The organism is Devosia sp. YIM 151766 (genome assembly GCF_030285925.1).
GTDB lineage: Bacteria > Pseudomonadota > Alphaproteobacteria > Rhizobiales > Devosiaceae > Devosia.
Genome location: NZ_CP127251.1, coordinates 2,913,664 through 2,937,126, shown reverse-complemented (window position 1 = coordinate 2,937,126; position 23,463 = coordinate 2,913,664). Strand labels below are relative to the sequence as shown.

The 23,463-nt window shown below is 64.7% G+C and carries 22 protein-coding genes; 9 read left to right on the top strand and 13 right to left on the bottom strand.

Annotated features, from left to right (window positions below; all coding sequences use genetic code 11):
- Nucleotides 1-4 precede the first annotated feature (4 nt).
- From O9Z70_RS14395 to O9Z70_RS14385, 3 genes are all read left to right on the top strand, one after another.
- Nucleotides 5-160: a hypothetical protein gene (locus tag O9Z70_RS14395; RefSeq protein WP_286020127.1), complete on the top strand. Its 156-nt coding sequence runs from the start codon at nucleotides 5-7 to the stop codon at nucleotides 158-160.
- Nucleotides 161-173: 13 nt separating this feature from the next.
- Entirely contained in the window at nucleotides 174-464 is a 291-nt protein-coding gene (locus O9Z70_RS14390; RefSeq protein ID WP_286020126.1) for a hypothetical protein, read from the top strand.
- Between the two features lie 68 nt (nucleotides 465-532).
- Nucleotides 533-1,318 carry a succinate dehydrogenase iron-sulfur subunit gene (locus O9Z70_RS14385; RefSeq protein WP_286020125.1) on the top strand — a complete coding sequence of 262 codons (786 nt, stop codon included), beginning with the start codon at nucleotides 533-535 and terminating at the stop codon, nucleotides 1,316-1,318.
- 317 nt (nucleotides 1,319-1,635) lie between these two features.
- On the opposite strand, the gene O9Z70_RS14380 is transcribed toward O9Z70_RS14385, so the two are convergent.
- The 3 genes from O9Z70_RS14380 to O9Z70_RS14370 all read right to left on the bottom strand — a co-directional run bounded on the left by O9Z70_RS14380 (nucleotide 1,636) and on the right by O9Z70_RS14370 (nucleotide 4,764).
- Nucleotides 1,636-2,727, bottom strand: a complete 1,092-nt coding sequence (locus tag O9Z70_RS14380; RefSeq protein ID WP_286020124.1) for a hypothetical protein — start codon at nucleotides 2,725-2,727, stop codon at nucleotides 1,636-1,638.
- 81 nt (nucleotides 2,728-2,808) lie between these two features.
- The gene (locus tag O9Z70_RS14375) at nucleotides 2,809-3,753 is read right to left on the bottom strand and encodes a DMT family transporter (protein WP_286020123.1); all 945 of its coding nucleotides are present in this window, start codon (nucleotides 3,751-3,753) and stop codon (nucleotides 2,809-2,811) included.
- 81 nt (nucleotides 3,754-3,834) lie between these two features.
- A complete protein-coding gene (locus O9Z70_RS14370) occupies nucleotides 3,835-4,764 on the bottom strand; it encodes a tyrosine recombinase XerC (protein ID WP_286020122.1) in 930 nt (309 codons plus the stop codon).
- Nucleotides 4,765-4,873: 109 nt separating this feature from the next.
- Here O9Z70_RS14370 and O9Z70_RS14365 point away from each other — a divergent pair, with 109 nt between their 5' ends.
- Nucleotides 4,874-7,042: a primosomal protein N' gene (locus O9Z70_RS14365; protein WP_286020121.1), complete on the top strand. Its 2,169-nt coding sequence runs from the start codon at nucleotides 4,874-4,876 to the stop codon at nucleotides 7,040-7,042.
- Between the two features lie 43 nt (nucleotides 7,043-7,085).
- Here the strand turns inward: O9Z70_RS14365 and O9Z70_RS14360 are convergent, their stop codons facing one another.
- Nucleotides 7,086-9,716, bottom strand: coding sequence for a TRAP transporter permease (locus O9Z70_RS14360; RefSeq protein WP_286020120.1), 2,631 nt, complete (start codon nucleotides 9,714-9,716; stop codon nucleotides 7,086-7,088).
- A 94-nt stretch (nucleotides 9,717-9,810) separates the two neighbouring features.
- A complete protein-coding gene (locus tag O9Z70_RS14355) occupies nucleotides 9,811-10,779 on the bottom strand; it encodes a TAXI family TRAP transporter solute-binding subunit (protein WP_286020119.1) in 969 nt (322 codons plus the stop codon).
- 361 nt (nucleotides 10,780-11,140) lie between these two features.
- Between O9Z70_RS14355 and O9Z70_RS14350 the strand changes: the two genes are divergently transcribed.
- The 5 genes from O9Z70_RS14350 (at nucleotide 11,141) to O9Z70_RS14330 (ending at nucleotide 16,119) form a co-directional block, all read left to right on the top strand.
- On the top strand, nucleotides 11,141-11,701 hold the full coding sequence (locus tag O9Z70_RS14350) for a F0F1 ATP synthase subunit delta (protein ID WP_286020118.1): 561 nt from the start codon (nucleotides 11,141-11,143) through the stop codon (nucleotides 11,699-11,701).
- Nucleotides 11,701-13,236: a F0F1 ATP synthase subunit alpha gene (atpA, locus tag O9Z70_RS14345; protein WP_286020117.1), complete on the top strand. Its 1,536-nt coding sequence runs from the start codon at nucleotides 11,701-11,703 to the stop codon at nucleotides 13,234-13,236. The genes O9Z70_RS14350 and atpA overlap by 1 nt, the downstream gene beginning before the upstream one ends.
- 22 nt (nucleotides 13,237-13,258) lie before the next feature.
- Nucleotides 13,259-14,146 (top strand): F0F1 ATP synthase subunit gamma, encoded by an 888-nt coding sequence (locus O9Z70_RS14340; RefSeq protein ID WP_286020116.1) that lies wholly within the window; start codon nucleotides 13,259-13,261, stop codon nucleotides 14,144-14,146.
- A 21-nt stretch (nucleotides 14,147-14,167) separates the two neighbouring features.
- On the top strand, nucleotides 14,168-15,607 hold the full coding sequence (gene atpD, locus O9Z70_RS14335) for a F0F1 ATP synthase subunit beta (protein WP_286020115.1): 1,440 nt from the start codon (nucleotides 14,168-14,170) through the stop codon (nucleotides 15,605-15,607).
- 86 nt (nucleotides 15,608-15,693) lie between these two features.
- Nucleotides 15,694-16,119, top strand: a complete 426-nt coding sequence (locus O9Z70_RS14330; RefSeq protein ID WP_286020114.1) for a F0F1 ATP synthase subunit epsilon — start codon at nucleotides 15,694-15,696, stop codon at nucleotides 16,117-16,119.
- Between the two features lie 115 nt (nucleotides 16,120-16,234).
- Here the strand turns inward: O9Z70_RS14330 and O9Z70_RS14325 are convergent, their stop codons facing one another.
- The 8 genes from O9Z70_RS14325 to O9Z70_RS14290 form a co-directional block, all read right to left on the bottom strand.
- Complete coding sequence (locus tag O9Z70_RS14325; protein ID WP_286020113.1) at nucleotides 16,235-16,921, bottom strand: aspartate/glutamate racemase family protein; 687 nt, start codon at nucleotides 16,919-16,921, stop codon at nucleotides 16,235-16,237.
- Nucleotides 16,918-17,460, bottom strand: coding sequence for an RNA pyrophosphohydrolase (locus tag O9Z70_RS14320; protein WP_286020112.1), 543 nt, complete (start codon nucleotides 17,458-17,460; stop codon nucleotides 16,918-16,920). Before O9Z70_RS14320 ends, O9Z70_RS14325 begins: the two co-directional genes overlap by 4 nt.
- Before the next feature lie 12 nt (nucleotides 17,461-17,472).
- Complete coding sequence (locus tag O9Z70_RS14315) at nucleotides 17,473-18,603, bottom strand: divergent polysaccharide deacetylase family protein (protein WP_286020111.1); 1,131 nt, start codon at nucleotides 18,601-18,603, stop codon at nucleotides 17,473-17,475.
- An 89-nt stretch (nucleotides 18,604-18,692) separates the two neighbouring features.
- Nucleotides 18,693-20,093 (bottom strand): S41 family peptidase, encoded by a 1,401-nt coding sequence (locus O9Z70_RS14310; protein WP_286020110.1) that lies wholly within the window; start codon nucleotides 20,091-20,093, stop codon nucleotides 18,693-18,695.
- A gap of 7 nt (nucleotides 20,094-20,100) precedes the next feature.
- On the bottom strand, nucleotides 20,101-21,495 hold the full coding sequence (locus O9Z70_RS14305; RefSeq protein WP_286020109.1) for a murein hydrolase activator EnvC family protein: 1,395 nt from the start codon (nucleotides 21,493-21,495) through the stop codon (nucleotides 20,101-20,103).
- 111 nt (nucleotides 21,496-21,606) lie between these two features.
- A complete protein-coding gene (rlmH, locus tag O9Z70_RS14300) occupies nucleotides 21,607-22,089 on the bottom strand; it encodes a 23S rRNA (pseudouridine(1915)-N(3))-methyltransferase RlmH (protein WP_286020108.1) in 483 nt (160 codons plus the stop codon).
- 9 nt (nucleotides 22,090-22,098) lie between these two features.
- The gene (gene rsfS / locus O9Z70_RS14295; RefSeq protein ID WP_286020107.1) at nucleotides 22,099-22,485 is read right to left on the bottom strand and encodes a ribosome silencing factor; all 387 of its coding nucleotides are present in this window, start codon (nucleotides 22,483-22,485) and stop codon (nucleotides 22,099-22,101) included.
- 189 nt (nucleotides 22,486-22,674) lie between these two features.
- Nucleotides 22,675-23,292: a nicotinate-nucleotide adenylyltransferase gene (locus O9Z70_RS14290; RefSeq protein ID WP_286020106.1), complete on the bottom strand. Its 618-nt coding sequence runs from the start codon at nucleotides 23,290-23,292 to the stop codon at nucleotides 22,675-22,677.
- Nucleotides 23,293-23,463: the final 171 nt, after the last annotated feature.

The window sequence follows — 23,463 nt, the reverse complement described above, 5'->3', positions numbered from 1 at the left end:
GGGCATGTGTGAGCATTGCCAAGAAGCGGCTGAGGATATCGAGGCGCAGGTCGCCAGCTTCATCGCCCGGCGCGAGGCCGCCATGGCGGCGGCCGAGAAGCCGGCAATCGGGGCGAAGCGGCGGGGTCTTCGCCACAATGGGGCGGCGGCCAAGGACTGAAGGGAGCCAGACGATGCGCAAGACTGTCTTTGCAATGCTGATCTTGGCGACGGGTATGGGGCCGGCCCTGGCCGCCGCGCCCAGCGCCGCCCAGAAGGACGAATTCTACAAGGTCTGTTTCGGGATTTCGCAGAACGCCGAATTATGCGGCTGCAAGGCCGATGCGGCCATGACGCTGATCGACGAGCGCTTCATGGGCGTGGTCATCGCCTCGATGAAGGGCGGCTCGCCCAGCGCCGCCGATTATCAGGCCTATAATGCCTATGTCGCCAGATCGAACCAGGTCTGCAAGCCGAATTATTGAGAACTGATCGCTGCGGGCGCGACGATCCTTGGGCCTTGCGAGGCCGGTTGAGAAGGAAGAACATCGACATGGCCGAACTGACTTTGCGCAAGGCCGACCAGCCGCAAAAGGGCCAGACCTGGCCCAAGCCGGAAGGCGCGACGCGCCTGCGCGAATATCACGTCTATCGCTATGACCCGGACAAGCAGGACAATCCGCGCATCGACACCTATTTCGTCGATCTGGACGCCTGCGGCCCGATGATCCTGGACGGCCTGCTCTATATCAAGAACAATATCGACCCGACGCTGACGCTGCGCCGCTCCTGCCGCGAGGGGATTTGCGGGTCGTGCTCGATGAATATCAACGGGCTCAATACCCTGGCCTGCACCAAGGGCATGGATGACAGTTCGGGCCCCATCAAGATCTATCCGCTGCCGCATATGCCGGTGGTCAAGGACCTGGTGCCGGACCTCAGCAATTTCTACGCCCAGCACCGGGCCATCGAGCCCTGGCTCAAGACCACCTCGCCGGCGCCGGAAAAGGAATGGACGCAGTCCATCGAGAACCGCGCCAAGCTCGACGGGCTCTATGAGTGCATTCTCTGCGCCTGCTGCTCGACCTCCTGCCCGTCCTATTGGTGGAACGGAGAGAAATATCTCGGTCCCGCGGCGCTGTTGCAGGCCTATCGCTGGCTGATCGACAGCCGCGACGAGACCACCAGCGAACGCCTCGACAACCTCGAAGACCCGTTCAAGCTCTATCGCTGCCACACGATCATGAACTGCTCGCAGGCCTGCCCCAAGGGCCTCAATCCGGCCAAGGCCATTGCGCAGATCAAGAAGATGATGGTGGAGCGCAGGGTCGCGGCTTAGGGGCATATCCGTTCCCAAACGCCATGCTCGCGGCAGGCTCCCTGCCATGATCCTCTCCTCACTGCTCGTCACCCTCGCGTCAAGCGCGAGGGTGACGAGCCGGGAAGGGCGCCGTCGAAGCAAGAGGCCGGCAACACCCACCCGATTTTGCTTGACCACAATGTCATTGGCGCGAAAGGCGGGAACCTCTGTTGGCAAAACGGAGGCCCCCGCTTTCGCGGGGGTGACACCGAGAAAAAGGCGATAGCAATGTGCGAAACCACCCCATCGCCACCCCGCGTCGAGCGCGAGGGTGACGATGGGGTGGATGGGTCGGATCAGCTCTCGCCTTCGCGCAAGGCGATGGTGCCGGCCTCGAAGGCGGCGCGGCAATCGCTGGCGTCGGCGGAGCGGTCGCTTTCGAGCAGGGTGATGGCGGCGCCGGGGCCTTCGAAGCGCGGATCGTCGCAGACATCGTTATCGGCATAGGGGGAGCTGTCGTCGCCGAAATCGACAGCCGAACCGTCATAGGGCGCGGCCTGCGCATAGTCGGGGCGATAGACCGGCTTGATGGCGATATCGCCGGCGGCTTCGAGCATGCGGCAATCGCTGGCATCGGCGGCGATGTCGTCGGCATCGAGCTTCTTGGCCATGCCCGGCCCGGCAAAGCGCGGGTCGTCGCATTCCCCGTCATGGGCCCAGCGGGACTGGTCATTGCCATAATCGAATGCGCCGCTGGCAATGCCGGCGGAGCGCAGAACCACCGTGCCGGCGATGAAGGCGGCGCGACAATCGCTGGCATCGGCCAGCCGGTTATCGTCATAGGGCTGGGCGGTGGCGCCCCGGCCGGAAAAATCGGGATCATCGCATTCCCCGTCATGGGGCCAGTCGCCGCTATCGTCGCCGAAATCCACGCGGTCGGCGAGCAGGGTCAGCCAGGCGGTGGCGGGATTGCCATCGCCTGGGGCGCCATCGCTGCCATCGCCCAGGGCGATGGTGCCGTCGGCGAAAGCATTGCGGCAATCGGTAGCATCGCGGCCGATATTGTCATCGTCCAGCGTCCCGGCCATGCCCGGCCCGGCAAAGCGCGGATCGTCGCATTCCTGGTCATTGGCCCATTCGCCGCTATCGTCGCCGAAATCGATGGCGTCGCCAATGGCCGCCGTTTCATCGGCCAGCGTGATGGCGCCGGCCTCGAAGGCGGCGCGGCAATCGCTGGCATCGGCCAGCCGGTCGCTGTCGAGCAGGGTGACGGCCATGCCGGCGCCGGCAAAGCGGGGATCGTCGCATTCCCCGTCATTGGCCCATTCGCTGCTATCGTCGCCGAAATCGATCTCGGCATCGGCTTGCGCCAGGACCGGAACGGCGAGGGCGGCCATCAGCGCCAAGGCCAGCGCGGCGCGGCCAAGATTCCTGTTCATCATATCCATGCCATGTCCCTCCTGATTGCCGCCATGACGCATTCCTGCTGCCACTTTACAGCGGTATTGCGGCAATCAGTAGCGGGAAAACTAGGCCTCGCCCCGGGCGCGGTTTTCAAGGCGCGCGAACAGCGACGAGCCGAGCAGAACCAGCGCGGTGCCGATGGCATGGAAGATGGTGAATTGCTCCCCCAGAATGACTATGGCCAGCGCGATGGTGATGATGGGGCCCAGAGAAGCGGTGGAGGCAGTGGCGCGCGCACCGATGCGGGCAATGCCGGCATTGAGTAGGAAAGAGGGCAGCACGGTGCCAAAAATGCCCAGCATCAGGCCGAGGAACCAGATATAGGGGCTGAAGGTGGCATAACTGGCGGGACCATCGACCAAAAGGCTCTGGCCGATGGCAAGGCAGGCGGCGGTGGACATGCCGATACAGGTGAACAGGCCCGAGCCGATAATCAGCATCTGTCGCCGGGCCAGGTGCTGATAGAAGGCGAAGGTCAGGGCTGCGCCCAACACCAGGACGGTGCCGAGCAGCAGGCCTTCGGGCTGCACGGCCAGGTTCCAGGTGAAGATGACCAGCAGGCCGGCATAGGTGGTCAGCATGGCCGGCAGCAATTTCCAGTTCATGCGGTCGCCGAAGAACCAGACGCCGAACAGCAGCACGAAGAACGGATAGGTGAACAGGACCAATCGCTCATATTGCGCCGAGACGAAGGCCAGGCCGGCAAAATCGAGATAGCTGGAAACGTAATAGCCCAGGGCGCCAACGCCCATGCAGGCCAGAAAGGTTCGTGGGGTCAATAGGGCGCGGATCCGGTCATTGCGCCGCAGCAGGCCGATCAGGATGACGAGATAGACCGGCAGCGCCACCAGCATGCGCAGGGCCAGCGTCGCCTCGGTCGAGACGCCTTCGGCGAAGGCGAGCTTGATGAAAATGCCCTTGGTGGAAAACAGCGCCGCGCCGCCAAGGGCGAGGCCATAGCCGATCATATCGATGGCGAGTGGAGCGGATCGGGTCCGGGAGGGGGGCATGGAGCGTCTTCTTTCTCCCCAGCAATAGACCCTCCCCGGGGCCGCTCAAAGCCGTGGCCGGCCAAAACCGTCCATTCGGGTCTAGCCGCGCGGATGGGCGCGGGCATAGCTTTCCAATAGGTGCTCGGTATCGACGGCGGTATAGATCTGGGTGGTGGAGAGGCTGGCATGGCCGAGCAATTCCTGGATCGAGCGCAGATCGCCGCCCTTGCCGAGCAGGTGTGTGGCGAAGGAATGGCGCAGGGCATGGGGCGTCGCCGAGGGCGGCAGGCCGAGGGCGGAGCGCAATTGCTGCATGCGCAATTGGATGAGACGGGGCGAGAGCACGCCGCCGCGCACGCCGCGGAACAGCGGCTCTTCGGGCCAGAGCTTGAAAGGGACGAGGCCGAGATAGGTGTCGATGGCCTGCCGCACCGGGGCGATCAGCGGCACCATGCGCATCCTGCCGCCCTTGCCGGTGACGCGCAGCGTATCCGCTTCGAGATCGGAGCGGGTCAGCGCCAATGCCTCGGAAATGCGCAGGCCGGCGCCGTAGCACAGGGAAATCACTGCCATGTCGCGGGCCGCGACCCAGGGGCGTTCCTCCATCTGGCCGGTGGTGGCGATGGTCTGCCTCGCTTCGACAATGGTGAGGGCCTTGGGCAGGGAAGGCGCGATCCTGGGGGTGCGGATGACGTTGAGCGCCTCGCTGGCCAGAATGCCCTCGCGTTCGAGAAAGCCGAAAAAGCTCTTCAGCGCCGAGAGCACCCGGGCCAGCGAGCGCGAGCCGAGGCTTTCGGTGCGGCGCCGGGCCATGAAGGCGCGGATATCGGCGCCGCGCAATTCCTGGAGCGATTGCAGGGTCACCGGTCCGCCCATATGGGTGGCGAGGAAGCTCATGAATTGCGACAGGTCGCGATTATAGGCTTCCAGCGTCTTGGGCGCGAGGCGTTTCACCGAGCCCAGATCGCGCAGCCAGGCGGAGATGCGCTCGCGGATGAAATCGTCGGTGGCAAAGGCGCTGTCGGTCATGGAGACATATTAGCGCCATTGCATGAACAATCCCTAGCGCCATTCGATGGGGCAGGGCTGCGGAATCGCTTGCAAAGGCGCGCCATGGATGCGAACAGAACAAGCACAAATGCTGACAGGTCCGGACATCGTAGCGGTCATGGTCGGGGTGGCCGTCGAGGGCCCCTATTCCTATCGCGTGCCCGAAGGCATGGCGGTCGGCCGTGGTTCGATCGTGGCGGTGCCGCTGGGGCCGCGGCTGATTCTGGGCGTGGTCTGGGGTGCGCCGAAGGATATGGTGGCGCATAACCGGCTGCGCGATATCGCCCATGCCTATGACGTGCCGCCTCTGTCCGAGGAATTGCTGGCACTGGTGGAATGGGTGGCGCGCTATACGCTGGCGGCGCCGGGACAGGTGCTGCGCGGGGTGCTGCGCTCGCCCGAGGCGCTGGAAGCGCCCCGGCCGGTGATCGCCTATCGCCGCACCGGGCACGAGCCGGAAAAGCTGACGCCGGCGCGGTTGCGGGTGCTCGATGCCTTGATGGACGACATGGCCTGGCCCAAACCGGCGCTGATCGGGGCGGCGGGGGTGTCGCCCTCGGTGATCGACGGGCTGGAACGGGCCGGGGCGCTGGAACGCATCGAAATGCCGCCGCCGCCAGTGGTCTTGCCGCCCGAAGCGGACGGCAATCCGGCCAAGCTCAATGCCGAGCAGCAGCGGGCGCTGGCGCAGATCCTGGCGCTCGACGCCAATGGTTTCGGAGTGGCGCTGCTCGATGGCGTGACCGGCGGCGGCAAGACGGAAGTGTTCTTCGAGGCGGTGGCCGACAGCTTGCGGGCGGGCAGGCAGGCGCTGATCCTGCTGCCGGAAATCGCGCTGACCAATACGTTCATCGAGCGCTTCACCAGGCGGTTCGGCGCCAGGCCCGCCGAATGGCATTCGGACATGACCCCGGTGCAGCGGGCCAAAGTGTGGCGCGGCGTCCTGGACGGCACGGTGCGGGCCGTGGTCGGCGCTCGCTCGGCGCTGTTCCTGCCATTTCGCGAACTGGGCCTGCTGGTGCTCGATGAGGAGCATGACGGGGCCTATAAGCAGTCCGACGGTTTCACCTATCACGCCCGCGACATGGCGATCGTGCGGGCCAATCTGGCCAAGGCGCGGGTGGTGCTGTCCTCGGCCACGCCATCGGTGGAATCGCGCAACAATGCCAATGCCGGCCGTTATGGACATGTGCGGCTGGAAAGCCGCTTCGCCGAGGCGGCCATGCCGGACGTCACCGCCATCGACATGCGGGTGGACGGGCCGGAAAAGGGTGCGTGGATCGCCCCGGCCCTGGCGCGCGAAGTGTTCGCCGCCCTCGACCGGGGCGAGCAGGCGCTTTTGTTCCTCAACCGGCGGGGCTATGCGCCGCTGACGCTTTGCCGCGCCTGCGGGCATCAATATCAGTGCCCGGATTGTTCGGCCTGGATGGTGGAGCATCGCTTTCGGGGCGTGCTCATGTGCCATCATTGCGGGCATGAAACGCGCACGCCCAGCGTCTGCGGCGAATGCGGGGAGGCCGACAGCCTCGTCGCCGTCGGGCCGGGAGTGGAGCGGGTGGCCGAGGAAGCGGCGGCGCGGTTTCCCGATGCCAGGCGGGTGCTGCTTTCGACCGATATGGGCAGCCATGCGCAATTGCGTCAGCGTTTCGCCGAAATCGAGCGCGGCGAATACGATCTCATCATCGGCACCCAATTGGTGTCCAAGGGGCACCATTTCGAAAAGCTCTCGGTGGTCGGCGTGCTCGATGCCGATCTGGGGCTGGCGCATGGCGATCCCCGGGCCGCCGAAAAGACCTTCCAGATCCTGACCCAGGTGGCGGGGCGCGCCGGCCGCGCTTCCCGGCACGGCAAGGCGTTCCTGCAAACCTATCATCCCGGCCATCCGGTGATGCAGGCCATGGTGAGCGGCGACCGCGAGGCGTTTTACGCCCAGGAATTGCTGGCGCGGGAGGCCGGCGGCATGCCGCCTTTCGGGCGGCTGGCGGCGCTGATCGTCTCGGCCAATGAACAGCACAGGGCCATGGCCCATGCGCGGCACCTGCTATCGGCGGCGCCGATGGCCGAAGGGGTGCGGCTCTATGGGCCGGCCGATGCGCCCGTCGCCATGATCCGCGGCCGGCACCGCGTACGGCTATTGGCGCAATCGGGCAAGGATTTCGACCTGTCCGGCTATATGCGCTTCTGGCTCGGCAGCGCGGAAAGGCCCAAGGGCGACCTCAAGGTGCAGATCGATATCGACCCGATGAGTTTCATGTGAGCTGGTCATGAACGCACCGGCGGGCCCCGCCGGTGCGTTATTTTCATGCGGGAACGGTGCGTTTCCTGGGCATGCCCGGCTGGTCCCATTCGCGGCGGCGCCATTGCAGCATGGCGACGGCGGTGATCAGGAGCAGGGCCGGGATGAAGACCAGTTCCTGTGGCGGCCGCTCCGGATTGGCCACCAGAACGCGCTCCACATTGTCGCCAATATTGATCCCCAGCCGTTCGGCCTGGCTGCGGAAACGCACATTGAGCACCTGGACCTGGCCGGCGAATTCGGTGATTTGCACACCGGCATTGGACAGGCGGGCGGCACCGTCGGCTTCCGCTCCCATCGGCAGGCGGACGACGCGCTGATATTCATCGCCGGTCACGGAGAAGCCGGAAACCTCGACCGTCAGGAAGCCGTTTTCGGGCACCTGTTCGGCCAGGGTGACGATGTCGCCGGCCGGGGCATCCAGGGTGCCGGGCAGAATCCGGTCCATGAACTGGCCGGGCACGAAGAGCATGAAACAGGCCAGCAGCAATATTGCCGTTTCCCAGATGCGGCTGCGGGAAATGAAGATCTGCTGGGTCACCGACACGAACATCAGCATGCCGATCAATGACATGGTGACGGTTAAGGCCAGGCCCCACCAAGAGGTGACGCCGATCAACAGCAATTGGTGATTGAAGATGAAGATCAGCGGCAGGATGGCGGTGCGCATCTCATAGCGGAAGGCCTGAACGCCGGTTCGCACCGGATCGGCGCGCGAAATGGCCGAGGCTGCGAAGGAGGCGAGGCCGACAGGCGGAGTCACGTCGGCCATCAATCCGAAATAGAAGACATAGAGATGCACGGCCACCAGCGCCACGGCGAGGCCGTTGAGAGAAGCCACATCGACGATAACCGGCGCGATCAGCGTGGCGACGACGACATAATTGGCGGTGGTCGGCATGCCGAGGCCAAGCACCATGCAGATCAACGCCGTCATCAGCAGCATGATCAGCAGATTGCCGCCCGAGACCGAGATGACGATTTCAGTCATGACCAGACCAACGCCGGTCAGGGCGACGGTGCCGACGACGATGCCGGCCGCGGCGGTGGCAATGCCGATGCCGATCATGTTGCGCGAACCGGTGACCAGCCCGTCGAGCAGGTCGTGGACACCGGATTTGAGTTCGCCAAACACCTTGGTCTGGCCACGGAACAGGGCGATGAGCGGCTTTTGCGTCACCACCAGCACCATCAGCGCGCAGATGCCGTAAAAGGCCGACAGGCCGGGGGACAATTGCTCGACCATCAGGCACCAGACCAGGATGAAGACCGGCAGGATATAATGAATGCCGGTGGGCGCCACTTTGAGCGTATCGGGCAGGACCAGGTCGGGATTGTTGGGATCGTCCTCGGCCAGGTCGGGGAAACGCGAGCGGATGGCCAGGAGGACGAGATAGAGCAGGGCGCTGCCGAGCGCCACGCCCCAGGTGGCGGCGGTGCCGAACAATTCCCGCGTCCAGCCCAGGGCCACGCCGACCAGCCAGCAGAAAATGACGAAACCGGCCGCCGTCATGCCGAACAAAGCCGCACTCATCAGATTGGAGCGGTGCTGCTTGCGCTCGAGACCCTTGAGATTGTGCCGGCGCGCCTCGATGTCGACGACATAGAACAGCGCTATATAGGTGAGAAGCGCCGGGACGATGGCGTGCTTGACCACTTCGGAATAGGGAATGCCGACATATTCGGCGATGAGGAAGGCCGCCGCGCCCATGACCGGCGGCATGATCTGGCCATTGACCGAGGCCGAGACCTCGATGGCGCCGGCCTTGACCGGCGGATAGCCCACCCGCTTCATCAGCGGGATGGTAAAGGTGCCGGTGGTGACGACATTGGCCACCGAGGAGCCGGAAATCAGGCCGGTCGCCGCCGAGCCGAGCACTGCCGCCTTGGCCGGCCCGCCGCGGAAATGCCCCAGCATGGCGAAGGCGACCTTGATGAAATAATTGCCGGCCCCGGCCTTTTCCAACAGGGAGCCGAACAGCACGAACAGGAAGACAAAGGCGGTCGAGACCCCCAGGGCCACGCCGAACACGCCCTCCGAGGTCAGCCAATATTGGGTGGCGGCACGGGGGATGGAGGCGCCGCGATGGGCGAAGAGATCGGGCAGATAGGGGCCGAAAAAGGCATAGCAGAGAAAGAGGATGCCGACGATGGGCAGGGCCAGGCCGAGCGAGCGGCGCGCCGCTTCGAGCAGCATCAGCATGCCGACAATGGCAACGCCGATATCGAGCATGGTCGGCAGGCCGGGACGGCGCGCCAATTCGCCCTGGAAGACGAAGATATAGGCGGAACAGCCGGCGGCGATGAGGCCCAGACCCCATTCATACCAGGGGATGTAGTCGCGCGGCGAATTTTTGGTGGCGGGGAAGGCGGCAAAGGTCAGAAACAGGGCGAAAGCCAGATGGATGGCCCGGGCTTCGGTGGCGTTGAAGACGCCGAAGCGCAATTGGAACGGCAGGGGCGAGGCGTACCAGAGCTGGAACAGCGCCCAGAGCAGCGGCACGACGAACAGCACGATCTGCGCCGGGCGGCTGCGCGGCATGCGTCCGCCGGTATCGGCTTCGGCGACGATCCTGGCAAGGTCCTCCGTGCTGGCGGGCGATTGCGAAGAGGTATTGGCTTGCGCGTTCGTCATCAGTGCAGCTCCCATGGATCGCGGCCAAGGCAGAACAAGAAAAGCGGCGGCCCGTTACCGGGTCGCCGAAAAGTCACTGGATCAGTGCGGAGCCTTACAGCCAGCCACGCTCGTTATAATAACGCTCGGCGCCCGGATGCAGGGGAGCGGAGAGGCCGTCAACGACCATGTTCTGCTCCTGCAGATTGCCAAAGGCCGGATGCAGCGCCTTGAACGCGTCGAAATTGTCGAACACGGCCTTGACGAGAGCATAGACGGCGTCTTCGGAGGTGTCTTCGGACACGGCCAAGGCGGCCAGAACGCCGAAAGTCTGCGTGTCTTCCGGGTTGTTGGAATAGGTGCCGCCCGGAATGGTGGCATAGGCGTAATAGGGATTTTCATCGACGAGAGTGTCGACGAAATCGCCCTGGATCGAGACCAGCTGCGCGCCGCAGGTCGTGGTCGGGTCGGCGATATTGGCCGAAGGGTGGCCCACGCCATAGAAGAAGGCGTCGATCTGGTTGTCGCACAGGGCCGGGCCATGCTCGTCCGGACGCAGTTCGGAGGTCAGGGCGAAGTCGTCGCGGCTCATGCCGACGCCGTCAAGGATGATGTCCATCGAGGTCTGGGTGCCCGAACCGGGGGCGCCGATATTGACGCGCTTGCCCGCCAGGTCCTCGAAATTCTCGATGCCGGCATCGGCGCGGGCGACCAGGGTGAACGGCTCGGGATGCAGCGAGAACACGGCGCGCATGCCATCCCAGGGGCCCTGCTCGGCAAAGTCGACCTCGCCATTGACGGCATAATACATCACGTCCGACTGGGTGACGCCGAAATCGAGCTCGCCCTGGCGGATGGCATTGAGGTTGTAAACCGAGGCAGCCGTGGATTCCACCGAGCAGCGGAAGCCATGGTCGGCACGGGTTTCGTTCATCAGGCGGCAGATCGCACCACCGGCAGCATAATAGACGCCGGTAACGCCGCCAGTGCCGATGGTGACGAATTGCTGCTGCTGGGCAGCGGCAGGCATGGCGCTAGCGAGCATCGCGGTAGCAGCCAGAGCCGGTGCTAAAAAGTGCTTCATGATGTATCTTCCTTCCCATTGGTCGTTTGTTTGCGGCCTTATTGGAGAACCTCTCAGGGTTCAGGGCCCATTAGATGGCCATATTATTCTTCGCACAAGTCTTTTGGCGCGATATTCCGCTCCCCTGTTGCCGAGCCGGGTCCCGGCATTCCGGGGCGGCGGGCCCTGCGACACTTTCGACACATTTGAATCACCTCCGCAAGCCTTGCATGGCCGGCTTGGCCTGTGTTAGAGCGAGCGCGACTTTCAGGGGGTCCGGCTCGAACCCCGTTTCCGAGCACGTCCAAGCTACAAAAACCCGCCCGGGCTCCAGCAAACGGAGCCAGTCCAGGGGCCGGCCAAATTAAAGGGTGAAGCGGCATTGGCAGCGCAGAATTCAGTGCTTACCCAGATCGCGCGGCCATATGCGTCGGCGCTGTTCGATCTCGCCAAGGGCGAGAATCAACTGGCCCAGGTGGAAACCGGGCTTTCCGATATTTCCCGGCTGATCGGTGAAAGCGAGGATTTCTCCCGCTATCTCCGCTCCCCGGTCATTCCCGGCGACATCAAGGCCTCGGCGCTCGATGCCGTTCTGGGCAAGGCCAAGGTCAATCCGCTGGTCGGCAATTTCCTGCGGATCGTGGCGCGCAATGGGCGCCTGTTCGCGCTGGACCAGATCATCGTGGCCTTTCGCGAACTGGCCGCCGCCGGCCGTGGCGAGACCCATGCCGAGGTGACCTCGGCGGCCCCGCTCACCGATGCGCAGGCCAAGGCATTGGCCGAAACGCTGAAGGCCAAGCTGGGCAAGACCGTCACGCTCAATCAATTCGTTGATCCCTCGCTGATCGGCGGCCTTCAGGTGAAGGTCGGCAGCCAGATGATCGACTCTTCGCTCAAGACAAAACTCGCTGCGATGAAGATCGCCATGAAAGAGGTCGGATAATGGACATCAAAGCCGCGGAAATCTCTGCGATCCTCAAGGACCAGATCAAGAATTTCGGACAGGAAGCCCAGGTTTCCGAGGTCGGCCAGGTGCTCTCGGTCGGTGACGGCATCGCCCGCGTCTATGGCCTCGACAATGTGCAGGCCGGCGAGCTCGTCGAATTTCCCGGCGGCATCAAGGGCATGGCGCTGAACCTCGAAACCGACAATGTCGGCGTGGTGATCTTCGGCAATGACCGCTCCATCAAGGAAGGCGACGTCGTCAAGCGCACCGGCGCCATCGTCGACACCCCCGTGGGCCCGGGCCTGCTCGGCCGCGTGGTCGACGGTCTCGGCAATCCGATCGACGGCAAGGGCCCGATCGAGCATAGCGAGCGCCGCCGCGTCGACGTCAAGGCGCCGGGCATCCTGCCGCGCAAGTCGGTGCATGAGCCGATGTCCACCGGCCTCAAGGCCATCGACGCGCTGATCCCGATCGGCCGTGGCCAGCGCGAGCTGATCATCGGTGACCGTCAGACCGGCAAGTCCGCCATCATTCTCGACACCTTCCTCAACCAGAAGGCCGCGCATGACGCCAATGCGTCGGAAACCGAGAAGCTCTATTGCATCTATGTCGCCATCGGGCAGAAGCGCTCGACGGTGGCCCAGTTCGTCAAGCAGCTCGAAGAAGCCGGCGCGCTGCAATATTCGGTGGTCATCGCCGCAACCGCCTCCGACCCGGCGCCGCTGCAATATATCGCGCCCTTCACCGGCTGCACCATCGGCGAGTTCTTCCGCGACAATGGCATGCATGCCGTGATCGCCTATGACGATCTGACCAAGCAGGCCGTGGCCTATCGCCAGATGAGCCTGTTGCTGCGTCGTCCGCCCGGTCGCGAAGCCTATCCGGGCGACGTGTTCTACCTGCATTCCCGCCTGCTCGAGCGCGCCGCCAAGCTGAACGAAGACCATGGTCTGGGTTCGCTCACCGCGCTGCCGGTCATCGAGACCCAGGCCAATGACGTGTCGGCCTATATTCCGACCAATGTGATCTCGATCACCGATGGCCAGATCTTCCTCGAAACCAACCTGTTCTTCCAGGGCATCCGCCCGGCGGTGAACGTAGGTCTGTCAGTGAGCCGCGTGGGCTCTTCGGCACAGGTCAAGGCGATGAAGCAGGTTGCCGGCTCGCTGAAGGGCGAGTTGTCGCAATATCGCGAAATGGCGGCCTTCGCCCAGTTCGGTTCCGACCTCGACGCCGCGACCCAGCGCCTGCTCAATCGCGGGGCGCGCCTGACCGAGCTGCTCAAGCAGCCGCAGTTCAGCCCGCTCAAGACCGAAGAGCAGGTGGCGGTGATCTTTGCCGGCGGCGAGGGCTATCTGGACTCGATCGCGGTCGACAAGGTGCAGGATTTCGAAAAGCACGTGCTGAGCAATCTGCGCTCTAAGCATGCCGACCTGCTCTCGACCATCGCCACCGACAAGGCGTTGAGCGACGACACCCGCGCCAAGCTGAAGTCGGCTCTGGACGAGATCAAGAAGACCTACGCGGCTTAAGCCCTGAAGGAGACGACAGGCAATGCCGTCGCTAAAGGACCTCAAGAACCGGATCGACTCGGTCAGATCGACCCAGAAGATCACCAAGGCCATGCAGATGGTGGCGGCGGCCAAGCTCCGTCGCGCCCAGGAAGCTGCGGAAGCCGCTCGCCCCTATGCCGAACGCATGGGCGAGGTGCTGGCAGCGCTCGGCGCGGTCTATGACGGGCAGGAAAACGCCCCGGTGCTGCTCGGCGGCACTGGCAAGGACCAGGTGCATCTGCTGGTGGTCGCCACCGGCGAGCGCGGCCTGGCGGGCGGCTTCAACTCCTCCATTGCCCGCCTGGCGCGCGAACATGCCCAGAAGCTGATCAGCCAGGGCAAGACGGTCAAGATCCTGACCGTGGGCCGCAAGGGTCACGATATCCTGCGCCGGCAATATTCGGAACTGATCGTGGACACGTTCAATTTCCGCGAGATCAAGCAGGTGGGCTTCACCCAGGCCCAGCTGGTCGCGGAAAAGGTGCTGGCCCTGTTCGCCGCCGGCGAATTCGACGTGGCGACGCTGTTCTTCGCCAAGTTCGGCAGCGTGATCAGCCAGGTGCCGACGGCCCAGCAGATCATCCCGGCCAAGCTGGAAAAGACCGAAGGCGAGGGCGAAGTGGCCGCTGCCGCGGTGCCTTACGAATACGAGCCGAGCGAAGAAGCGATCGTCGAGGACCTGCTGCCGCGCAATATCAGCGTGCAGGTGCTGCGGGCGCTGCTCGAAAATTCCGCCTCGTTCTACGGGGCGCAGATGTCCGCCATGGACAATGCGACCCGCAATGCCGGCGAAATGATCAATGCGCTGCAACTGAGCTATAACCGCCAGCGGCAGGCCCAGATCACCAAAGAACTCATCGAAATCATCTCGGGCGCCGAAGCGCTCTAACCCATCAGCGAGGACGAACAAATGGCAGAAAAGAAGGCCGGTCGCGTTTCGCAGGTCATTGGCGCCGTCGTTGACGTGGTGTTCGACAGTCACCTGCCCGCCATCCTGAACGCACTTGAAACCACCAATAACGGCCAGCGCCTGGTGCTGGAAGTTGCCCAGCACCTGGGCGAAAACGCCGTGCGCGCCATCGCCATGGACACCACCGAAGGCCTGGTGCGCGGCGCCGAAGTGACCGATCTGGGCACCGCCATCACCGTTCCCGTCGGGGAAGCGACCCTGGGCCGCATCATGAACGTCATCGGCGAGCCGATCGACGAGGCCGGCCCGATCTCGGGTGAAGCCAAGCGCGAAATCCACCAGGATGCACCGGCTTTCGCCGAACAGAACCCGGAAAGCCAGGTTCTGGTCACCGGCATCAAGGTGGTGGACCTGATCGCCCCCTATGCACGTGGCGGCAAGGTCGGCCTGATGGGCGGCGCCGGCGTGGGCAAGACGGTGCTGATCCAGGAACTGATCAACAACGTCGCCAAGGCGCATGGCGGTTATTCGGTCTTTGCCGGCGTCGGCGAACGCACCCGCGAAGGCAATGACCTTTACCACGAAATGATCGAATCGGGGGTGAACAAGGACCCCAAGGCGCATGACGGCTCGACCGCCGGTTCCAAATGCGCACTGGTGTTCGGCCAGATGAACGAGCCTCCCGGCGCCCGTGCCCGCGTGGCGCTGACCGGCCTCACCATCGCCGAGAATTTCCGCGACCAGGGCCAGGACGTGCTGTTCTTCGTCGACAACATCTTCCGCTTCACCCAGGCCGGCGCCGAAATGTCGGCACTGCTGGGCCGCATCCCCTCCGCCGTGGGGTATCAGCCGACGCTGGCCACCGATATGGGCGCGATGCAGGAGCGCATCACCACCACCAATAAGGGCTCGATCACCTCGGTGCAGGCCGTGTATGTGCCGGCCGACGACTTGACCGACCCGGCCCCGGCCACCTCCTTTGCCCACTTCGACGCCGTGACCGTGCTCAACCGCGCGATTTCGGAAAAGGGCATCTATCCGGCCGTGGACCCGCTGGCCTCCAATTCGCGTATTCTCGATCCGCTGACCGTGGGCCAGGACCATTATGAAGTGGCCCGCGACGTGCAGGCGATCCTGCAGAAGTACAAGGCCCTGCAGGACATCATCGCCATTCTGGGCATGGACGAGCTGTCCGAAGAGGACAAGCTGACCGTGGCCCGTGCCCGCAAGATCGAGCGCTTCATGAGCCAGCCCTTCGACGTGGCCGAAGTGTTCACCGGCACGCCGGGCGTGTTCGTGGCGCTGGAAGACACCATCAAGGGCTTCAAGGGTCTGGTGGCCGGCGATTACGACCATCTTCCGGAAGCGGCCTTCTACATGGTCGGCACCATCGACGATGCCGTCGCCAAGGCGCAGAAGCTGGCCGCCCAGGCCGCCTAAAATCCGGCAGGGCCGCCGCGGCGGCCTGCCATCTCGTCAAGGAGCCCGGATGATTATTCGGGCTCTGTTGCCAAAGGACCAAGAACATGGCTGAAGGCCTCAAGATCGAGATCGTGTCGCCCGAACGGCTGGTGCTGTCGGAAGTGGCGCAGGCGGTGACGGTGCCGGGGACCGAAGGCTATTTCACCGTCATGCACGATCACGCGCCGTTCATGACGACGCTGAAGCCCGGCTTCATCACCGTGGCCCGGGATGGCGGCGTCGCCCAGGTCTATTTCGTCAAGGGCGGCTTCGCCGACGTTTCGCCGAGCGGGCTGACCATCCTGGCCGAGCAATCGGTGCCCTTCACCGAATTCGACCATGCCGATCTGCAGGCGCAGATCAAGGCGGCCGAGGAAGAGCTCAACCGCGCCGGGACCCCCGAGGATAAATCCTATGCGCAGGAAGTGGTTTCGGCCCTGCTCAACCTCGCCATGGAAGCCCAGCATATCGACGGGGCCCATGTCCACTGATCGCCGCCGCTGCGCCGCTTGACCGCAAGGCCGCTTCCATTGGAGGCGGCCTTTCGTTTGGGATGAGGCGCCGGGAGAAGGGCGCCATCGGCCTGGCGTTTGCGGTTTGTGACCGCTACGCCAAAGCCGCGCTGACCAGGGCACGGGCATGCAGGTCGGTGGTGTCGTAGCAGGGCAGCGGGCTGACGCTGTCATCGATCAGCATGCCGATTTCGGTGCAGCCGAGAATCACCGCCTGGGCGCCGCGCGCGGCGAGGCGCTCGATGGCGTTCACATAGATGCGCCGCGATTGCTCGCGCAATATGCCCTTGCAGAGTTCCTCATAGATGATGCCGTCGAGATTGGTGCGCTCCACCTCCGGCACCAGCACGCCGAGACCGCGCGCCGCCAGGCGGTCCTTGTAGAAAGCCATTTCCATGGTGAAGCGCGTGCCCAGCAGGCCGATCGTGTCATAGCCGTCGGCGAGCAGGGCATCGGCGGTGGGGTCGGCGATGTGGATGAAGGGAATGGCGATCCCCTCGGTCACCAGATCGGCGACCACATGCATGGTATTGGTGGCCAGACCCAGCAGCTGGGCGCCGGCCTGCTGGAGCCCCAGCGCCGCGGCGTTGAGTTCGCGTCCGGCCACATCCCATTGGCCCTCGGCCTGCATCTTGGCGATGGGGGCGAAATCGAGGGAATGGACGAGCAGCGGCGCCGAATGCAGCCCGCCGAGACGCGTGGCGGTTTCCCGATTGAGCACACGATAGTAATGGGCCGTCGATTCCCAACTCATGCCGCCGATGAGCCCGATGGTCTTCATGGCTGAGGCGGGGCGAAGCGGCGCGGGATATCGGCGAAGGCGGCAGCGACTTTTTCATAAGCCTGACGCTTGAAGGGTACGATCAGCGACGGTGTATGGCTGAGATTTTCCCAGCGCCAGGCGTTGAATTCGGCGGCAAACTTGCCGCCGCCGGGGGCGTCCACTTCGATCTCGTCCTCGGAGCCGGTAAAGGCGAAGGCGAACCAGCGCTGGCGCTGGCCGCGATAGCCGCCCTTGAAGCTGGTGCCCAACAGCGCCTCGGGCAGGTCGTAATAGATCCATTCGGGCGCCTCGGCCAGGAGGCTGACCGAGGTGATGCTGGTTTCCTCGTGCAGTTCGCGCAGCGCGGCGCGCAGCGGGTCCTCGCCCTTGTCGATGCCGCCCTGGGGCATTTGCCAGGCATGGCCGAGCCTGGCCGACTGATCGGGATCGCCCTCGGCCTTGCGGTGGCCGATAAAGACCTTGCCTTGGGGATTGAACACGGCAATGCCCACGCAATCGCGATAGGGCAGGGATTCACGGTCGGGCCGGCTGGACATGGCGGAGCACCTTTACTGCATCAGGGCGCTGGCCGGCACCAGGGCAATGCCCCTGGCGTCGAGTTCCCGCGCCCATTCGGACACTGTCTGCACCGATATGGGCAAGGCGCTGACAATGCCAATAGCGCTGCCCGCATCCATGGCCTGGGCCTCAAGGCTGGCCAGGGCCGCGAGAATGGAGGCGCGGGCGGGATTGGCGTCCACCATCAGGCTGGCGCGGGCGAAGGGCACCTTGTTGGCGCCGGCCAATTGCGCGGCGACGGAGCGGTTGGAGCCGCCATCGTCGATATAGCCAATGCCCCTGGCGCCGAATTCTTCGAGGATCGGCGCCATGTCGGCGGCCGAGGCGGTGAAGCGCGCCCCCATATTGTTGATGACGCCGAAATAGCCGCCGAAACGGGCCATGAGCCAGAACAGCTTTTCAAGATTGGCCCGCGGCGTCTCGCCGGTCAGGATCGTATGCGGCCCCGGATCGTTTTGTGGATAGTCAAAGGGCTCCATGGGCACTTCGAGCATGACCTCGTGCCCGGCGGCGCGGGCGGAGGCCACCGTCTGGCTCAGCGAGCGGCCATAGGGCGCGAAGGCCAGGGTGACGTCGTCGGGCAGGGCGTCGATGGCGTCGAGCGAGCCCTGCTCATTGATGCCGAGGCCGGTGATGATGATGGCGATGCGGGGAGCGTCTTCCGCCAGGGCCGGCACCGGCCGGCGATAGGCAAGGAATGGGGTCAGGCCGGCATTGGACATGCGGGGAATGGGGCCATTGGCCGTCTCCTCGCTCAGGTCGGGCAGGATGCCGGAATGGTCCCGGGCCTGGCTGGCCGCGCCATCAAGCGGCGGCGGCGGGATTGCGGCGTCCGGGCTGTCCCCGGCGGGGAATTGCTGGGGATCGGCAGTGATCGTGGCGGGGCCGCTGGCGACATTGTTGGCGATGACATTGCCGTCGCGAGTGGAGGTGATGGCGACATCGAGGCTGGGCCGGCCGCCCTCGGGGTCCTCGACCAGGGCGATGCGCAAGGCCGCGCCGCCCAGGATCAGGACGATCGCCAGAAACAGCAGCCGCGCCAGCGGGAAGTGAAAAGGCCCGGCGCGGTGCTTTTTCCGGCGCTTGCGCCCGGTCAATGGCGTGGACAGATCATTGGCCATGAACGTTCCGCAACTGCCTTTTTAGCGGTTTATCACAGACCAGGGGCCGGATGTCCGGTCCATGGCGTATTCGGGAAGCGGCCCGGCGCTCACTCCGCACGGGGCGGATAGGCCGGGTCGGTCTCCTCGCCGTTGATCAGGCGAAGAGCATATTGCAATTGCGCATCCTCGGTCTGTTCCACCGGCACATAGACGGAGGAGCCGACAGTGGATTCCTCCTGGCCCTCGATAGTGATGTGGCCGGCCAGGCCGGCCTCGCCGATGATCTCGTCGCGACCCTGGAATTCCTCGGGCACCACCTGCTTGACCTCGATATCCGGGGTGATGCCGAGCGCCTGGATCGACCGGTTATTGGGCGTGTAATAGCGCGCCGTGGTCAGCCGCATGGCGCCGTCCGGACCCAGCGAGATGATGGACTGGACCGAGCCTTTGCCGAAGGAGCGGGTGCCCACGACCGTGGCCCGCTTGTGATCCTGCAGGGCGCCGGCGACGATCTCGGAGGCCGAAGCGGAGCCGCCATTGATCAAGACGACCATGGGCACATCGGCGAGTTGGGCGTCGAGTTCGTCGGGCATGGCGTCGTAGCGGGCGCTTTCGCTTTCGGTGCGGCCACGGGTCAGCACCACGGCGCCGCGATTGAGGAAGGCATCGGCCACATAGACGGATTGATCCACGAGCCCGCCGGGATTGTTGCGCAAGTCGAGAATGATGCCCTTGGGCGGGACGCCATCGCGTTCGTCATAGATGGCTTCGACGGCGCGCTCGATGCCGACAAAGGCCTGTTCGGAGAAACGGGACAGGCGCAGAAGCGCCACGTCGTCTTCCATGGACCAGCGGACGGCGCGCATCGAGATGATGCCGCGGGTCAGCTCGAATTCCAGAGGGTCGGCGACCCCTTCGCGCATGATGGTGATGGTGACCTTGGTGTTGACCGGACCGCGCATCTTATCGACGGCTTCGTCCTGGGTCATGCCCTGAACCGGCTGACCGTCGATCTCCACGATCAGGTCGTTGGTCAGGATGCCGGCCCGGGCCGCCGGGGTTTCGTCGATGGGGGAGACGACCCTGATCAGATGGTCTTCCATGATGATCTCGACGCCCAGGCCGCCGAACTGGCCGGATATGTCTTCGCGGGTCTCGTTGTAATCGGAGGGCGGCAGATAGCCGGAATGGGGATCGAGCGAGGTCAGCATGCCCTGGATGGCGGCGCGGATCAGCTCCTTTTCATCGGGCGGATCGACATATTCGGCGCGGATGCGGTCGAAAATCTCACCGAACAGGTTGAGGTCCGCATAGATTTCCAGCGGATCGCGCGGTTCCCTGGCCTTTTCGGCGGCACTGGGTTCGGGCTCCTCGCCGGTGGGATTGGGCGGGACGGGAATTTCCTCGGCGGGCGCCGGATTGGGCGCCTGATCCTGGGCAATCAGCACGGAAGCCGGCACCAGCAAAACCGCCAGAATGGCGGCGGCGCCAAGAATTGGGAAACGCATGAAGAGATTATCCCGTCTGTTCGTTGTCTGCCCACCACAAGGCGGGATCGAAGGACTCGTTGTTCTGTCGGAGTTCAATATAGAGGGTCGGCTGGTCGTTACCAGCATTGGTGGTGACCGTCCGTCCAATTGTGCGTGATCCCATAAGTCCCAGCGGCTCGCCCATTTGCACGAATTGCCCGATTTCGGCGGTGATGACGTCCAGCCCTGCCAGCAGGGCGGTGTAGCCATTGCCGGTATTGAGAATGACGATCTGGCCATAATTGAGGTAAGGCCCCTTATAAAGCACCCAGCCATCGGCGGGGGCGAGCACCTGGGCCTCGGCGCGCGTCAGGATCGACTGGCCCTGGGCAATGCCGCCCCGGCCGTCATTGTCGCCGAAATTCATGGCGGGGCTGCCATTGGCCGGCTGCACCAGATAGCCCCGGGCCAGGGGGAAGGGCACGGCCGGCTGGCTGCGGGCGCTGTCGGCGAAAGCCAGTTCGATGGCTTCGCGCGATAGCTGCGGCAGGTCCGGGTCGGTATTGGCGGGGGCAGCGGTGGCGCCGGCGGCGACCCGTTCGGACAAGGCGGCGATCAGTTCGCGCAGGGTGCCGGCGCGTTCGGCCAGGGCCATGGCTTCGGCCTGCTCGGCTTCGAGCTCGGCGCTCATATGGGCGATGCCCTGCTTGCGGGCCGCGATCAGGGTGGCGATGCGAAGCTGTTCTTCTTCAAGCACTTGGTGATTGGCCTTGAGGATATCTTCCTCGGCCAGCGCCGCGGCCTTGATGTCGGTCAGGGCCTTGAGGTCGGTGGCGACGCTATCGGCTCTTTGGCGCAATTGCGGGACGATGGCGGCGATGAGCATGGCACTGCGGGCTGAGCCCAGGGCGTCGGCGGGATCGACGATGAGCGCCGGTGGCGGATTGAGTGAAATCCGCTGCAAGGCCGCGAAAACATTGGCGATTTCGGCGTCGGCGCCATCGAGGCGTCCGCGGACTTCGAATTCGCGGACGATGAGATCGGCCAGGCGTTCCTCGATATCGGCCACTTCGATTTCGGCCAGCTTGACGCGCTGGCCGGCGGCGATGAGCGCGGCGTTCTGCTGGATTCTATCGCCTTCCATGGCGTCGATCTCGGCCTTGAGCGCCTCGATGCGCTCGCGGCTAAGGGTCAGGGAGGATTCGACCTGTTCGAGATCGGAGGCGCTGTTCTCGGCCGTCGCCATACCCGGCTCGTCGGAAATATCTTCAGTATCTTCAGCGGCTTGGGACGGGTCGAGCGGCAGGCCGGGCCGCAATTCGGCCGGCGCCGCCTCGACGGGTTCGGCCTCGCCCTGGGCGAGCGATGGCGCGCCGGCAAGCCCGCAAAGCAGCAGGCCGGTCAGCAGGATCTTGATCACGCTTGCCGGCGGCAAGGACATGGGCGCTCCCCGAATCAGTGACGGCACTTTAGCAAGCAGGGGGCAAATGGCCGGTTAACATTGCTTAACCATAGCGTGAATTGGGTAGCGGATTGTTAGCGTTGAGCGTCGCTATTCGCCGCGATGATAGGGATGGCCCGCCAATATGGTAGTGGCGCGATAAAGTTGCTCGGCGAGCATGATGCGCACGAGTTGATGCGGCCAGACCATGGGCGAGAAACTGACGACCAGATCGGCCGCCTTGACCAGTTCGGGATCGAGGCCATCGGCGCCGCCGATGACGAAGCTCACCGCCGGGCGGCCATCGTCGCGCCAGCGGCCGAGCCGATGGGCGAAGGCGTCGGAGGTCAGCGACTGGCCGCGCTCGTCCAGCGCCACGACCACGCCCTCGGGCAGGGCGGCGCGGAGGGCGCGGGCTTCCTCAAGCTTGCGGGACGAAGCCGAGCCGGCGCGGGACTCGGAGGTTTCGGCGATGGCGAAGCCGGTCAAGGCCAGCGGCCGGCCCGCCGCCGCGGCACGGTCGAGATAACGGGCCACGAGCTCGCGCTCCGGCCCGTTCTTCATGCGGCCCACGGCGGCGATGGCGACGCGCATGGGGGACGATCAGTGCTGGTCGGCGGCGAAATCGGCCTGCCACATCTTTTCGATATTGTAGAATTCGCGCACTTCGGGGCGGAAGATATGGAGAATGACGTCGCCGGCATCGACCAGGACCCAGTCGGCATGCGGCAGGCCCTCGACGCGGGGCTTGCCATGGCCATGGTCGCGCAGGGCCGTGACCACCTGGTCGGCGATGGCGGCGACATGGCGGTGCGAGCGGCCCGAGGTCACGACCATATGGTCGGCCAGCGAGGACTTGCCGGTAATATCGACCGCGACCGTCTCTTCGGCCTTGGCGTCATCGAGAATGTCGAGAATGAGGTCGATCAGGGTTTTCCGACCGGCGATTGCGGCCGGAGTGGCGGAGGTGTTTTCGGGCAGCGCGGCCATTAGAAACGGCCTTCCGCCCATGCGCGGGCATGGGTCATGCGTAGGTCAAGCATCCTTGGTTGTTGATCGGAATGTTGCGGCGTCGTGAAAACGGCAAGCCGTCTGTTCCTGTTCCGGTGACAATGATCACACTTGCCGGTGAATATGCCCCCTCGGCGGCCATTTCGCAAGGTGGCGGGGCGATCACGCTTAATTTGTGCCGGTTGCGGCCCGGATCGAGCTGGACGACAGCATGGATTGCTTGCCTTGCAGATAGATCCAGGCGGGGGGCCTGGCCCGGGCGAGCAGCGGGCCGGCGGCTTCGTCGAGCTGGGCATGGTCGAGCGCTGCCGCGGCCCGGGAGGCCAGGGCCCGCCGGCCGACCCCGGGCCGGACATAGACGGCGATGGGGATCATGGCGGCGATATCGCGCCAGCGTTCCCAGCGGTGGAAATCGGCGAGGCTGTCGGCGCCCATGATCCAGACGAAGCGCCGGTCGGGCAGGGTGCGGGTCAGGAAGCGGATGGTCTGCCAGGTATAGGCAAAGCCCCTGGCGGCCTCGAAGCCGGTGACGCGGATGCGCGGATGGGTGATGCGGGCCCTGGCGGCGCGGACCCGCTGCTCCAGCGAGGGCAGGCCGGAATTGTTCTTGAGCGGGTTGCCGGGGGTGACGAGCACCCAGAGCGCGTCGAGCTGGAGACGGCGCAGCGTTTCCTCCATGACCAGCAGGTGCCCGTCATGAATGGGATTGAAGCTGCCCCCGAACAGACCAATGCGCATGCCGGCGGCGGAGGGGGGCAATTCGGTGATGCCGGGAATGGCGCTCATGGATGGTTTGCCGGGTTGATCGGTGGGCTCGGCCACCGGGTCATTGCCGCGAATGCGGGAAGCGCTGTGACCAGAACCGAGGCTCCCGCTTTCGCGGGGGTGACGCCGGGAGAGATATGGCAGCGGGTGCGAGATGGAATGCGGGCCCGGTTCAGACTTCGCCTTGAGGGG

What these genes read in the sequence shown, in the direction of transcription:
- O9Z70_RS14395 (WP_286020127.1), top strand. Translation starts at nt 5, where the DNA reads ATGTGTGAGCATTGCCAAGAAGCGGCTGAGGATATCGAGGCGCAGGTC.
- O9Z70_RS14390 (WP_286020126.1), top strand. Translation starts at nt 174, where the DNA reads ATGCGCAAGACTGTCTTTGCAATGCTGATCTTGGCGACGGGTATGGGG.
- O9Z70_RS14385 (WP_286020125.1), top strand. Translation starts at nt 533, where the DNA reads ATGGCCGAACTGACTTTGCGCAAGGCCGACCAGCCGCAAAAGGGCCAG.
- O9Z70_RS14380 (WP_286020124.1), bottom strand. Translation starts at nt 2,727, where the DNA reads ATGGATATGATGAACAGGAATCTTGGCCGCGCCGCGCTGGCCTTGGCG.
- O9Z70_RS14375 (WP_286020123.1), bottom strand. Translation starts at nt 3,753, where the DNA reads ATGCCCCCCTCCCGGACCCGATCCGCTCCACTCGCCATCGATATGATC.
- O9Z70_RS14370 (WP_286020122.1), bottom strand. Translation starts at nt 4,764, where the DNA reads ATGACCGACAGCGCCTTTGCCACCGACGATTTCATCCGCGAGCGCATC.
- O9Z70_RS14365 (WP_286020121.1), top strand. Translation starts at nt 4,874, where the DNA reads ATGCTGACAGGTCCGGACATCGTAGCGGTCATGGTCGGGGTGGCCGTC.
- O9Z70_RS14360 (WP_286020120.1), bottom strand. Translation starts at nt 9,716, where the DNA reads ATGACGAACGCGCAAGCCAATACCTCTTCGCAATCGCCCGCCAGCACG.
- O9Z70_RS14355 (WP_286020119.1), bottom strand. Translation starts at nt 10,779, where the DNA reads ATGAAGCACTTTTTAGCACCGGCTCTGGCTGCTACCGCGATGCTCGCT.
- atpA (WP_286020117.1), top strand. Translation starts at nt 11,701, where the DNA reads ATGGACATCAAAGCCGCGGAAATCTCTGCGATCCTCAAGGACCAGATC.
- O9Z70_RS14340 (WP_286020116.1), top strand. Translation starts at nt 13,259, where the DNA reads ATGCCGTCGCTAAAGGACCTCAAGAACCGGATCGACTCGGTCAGATCG.
- atpD (WP_286020115.1), top strand. Translation starts at nt 14,168, where the DNA reads ATGGCAGAAAAGAAGGCCGGTCGCGTTTCGCAGGTCATTGGCGCCGTC.
- O9Z70_RS14330 (WP_286020114.1), top strand. Translation starts at nt 15,694, where the DNA reads ATGGCTGAAGGCCTCAAGATCGAGATCGTGTCGCCCGAACGGCTGGTG.
- O9Z70_RS14325 (WP_286020113.1), bottom strand. Translation starts at nt 16,921, where the DNA reads ATGAAGACCATCGGGCTCATCGGCGGCATGAGTTGGGAATCGACGGCC.
- O9Z70_RS14320 (WP_286020112.1), bottom strand. Translation starts at nt 17,460, where the DNA reads ATGTCCAGCCGGCCCGACCGTGAATCCCTGCCCTATCGCGATTGCGTG.
- O9Z70_RS14315 (WP_286020111.1), bottom strand. Translation starts at nt 18,603, where the DNA reads ATGGCCAATGATCTGTCCACGCCATTGACCGGGCGCAAGCGCCGGAAA.
- O9Z70_RS14310 (WP_286020110.1), bottom strand. Translation starts at nt 20,093, where the DNA reads ATGCGTTTCCCAATTCTTGGCGCCGCCGCCATTCTGGCGGTTTTGCTG.
- O9Z70_RS14305 (WP_286020109.1), bottom strand. Translation starts at nt 21,495, where the DNA reads ATGTCCTTGCCGCCGGCAAGCGTGATCAAGATCCTGCTGACCGGCCTG.
- rlmH (WP_286020108.1), bottom strand. Translation starts at nt 22,089, where the DNA reads ATGCGCGTCGCCATCGCCGCCGTGGGCCGCATGAAGAACGGGCCGGAG.
- rsfS (WP_286020107.1), bottom strand. Translation starts at nt 22,485, where the DNA reads ATGGCCGCGCTGCCCGAAAACACCTCCGCCACTCCGGCCGCAATCGCC.
- O9Z70_RS14290 (WP_286020106.1), bottom strand. Translation starts at nt 23,292, where the DNA reads ATGAGCGCCATTCCCGGCATCACCGAATTGCCCCCCTCCGCCGCCGGC.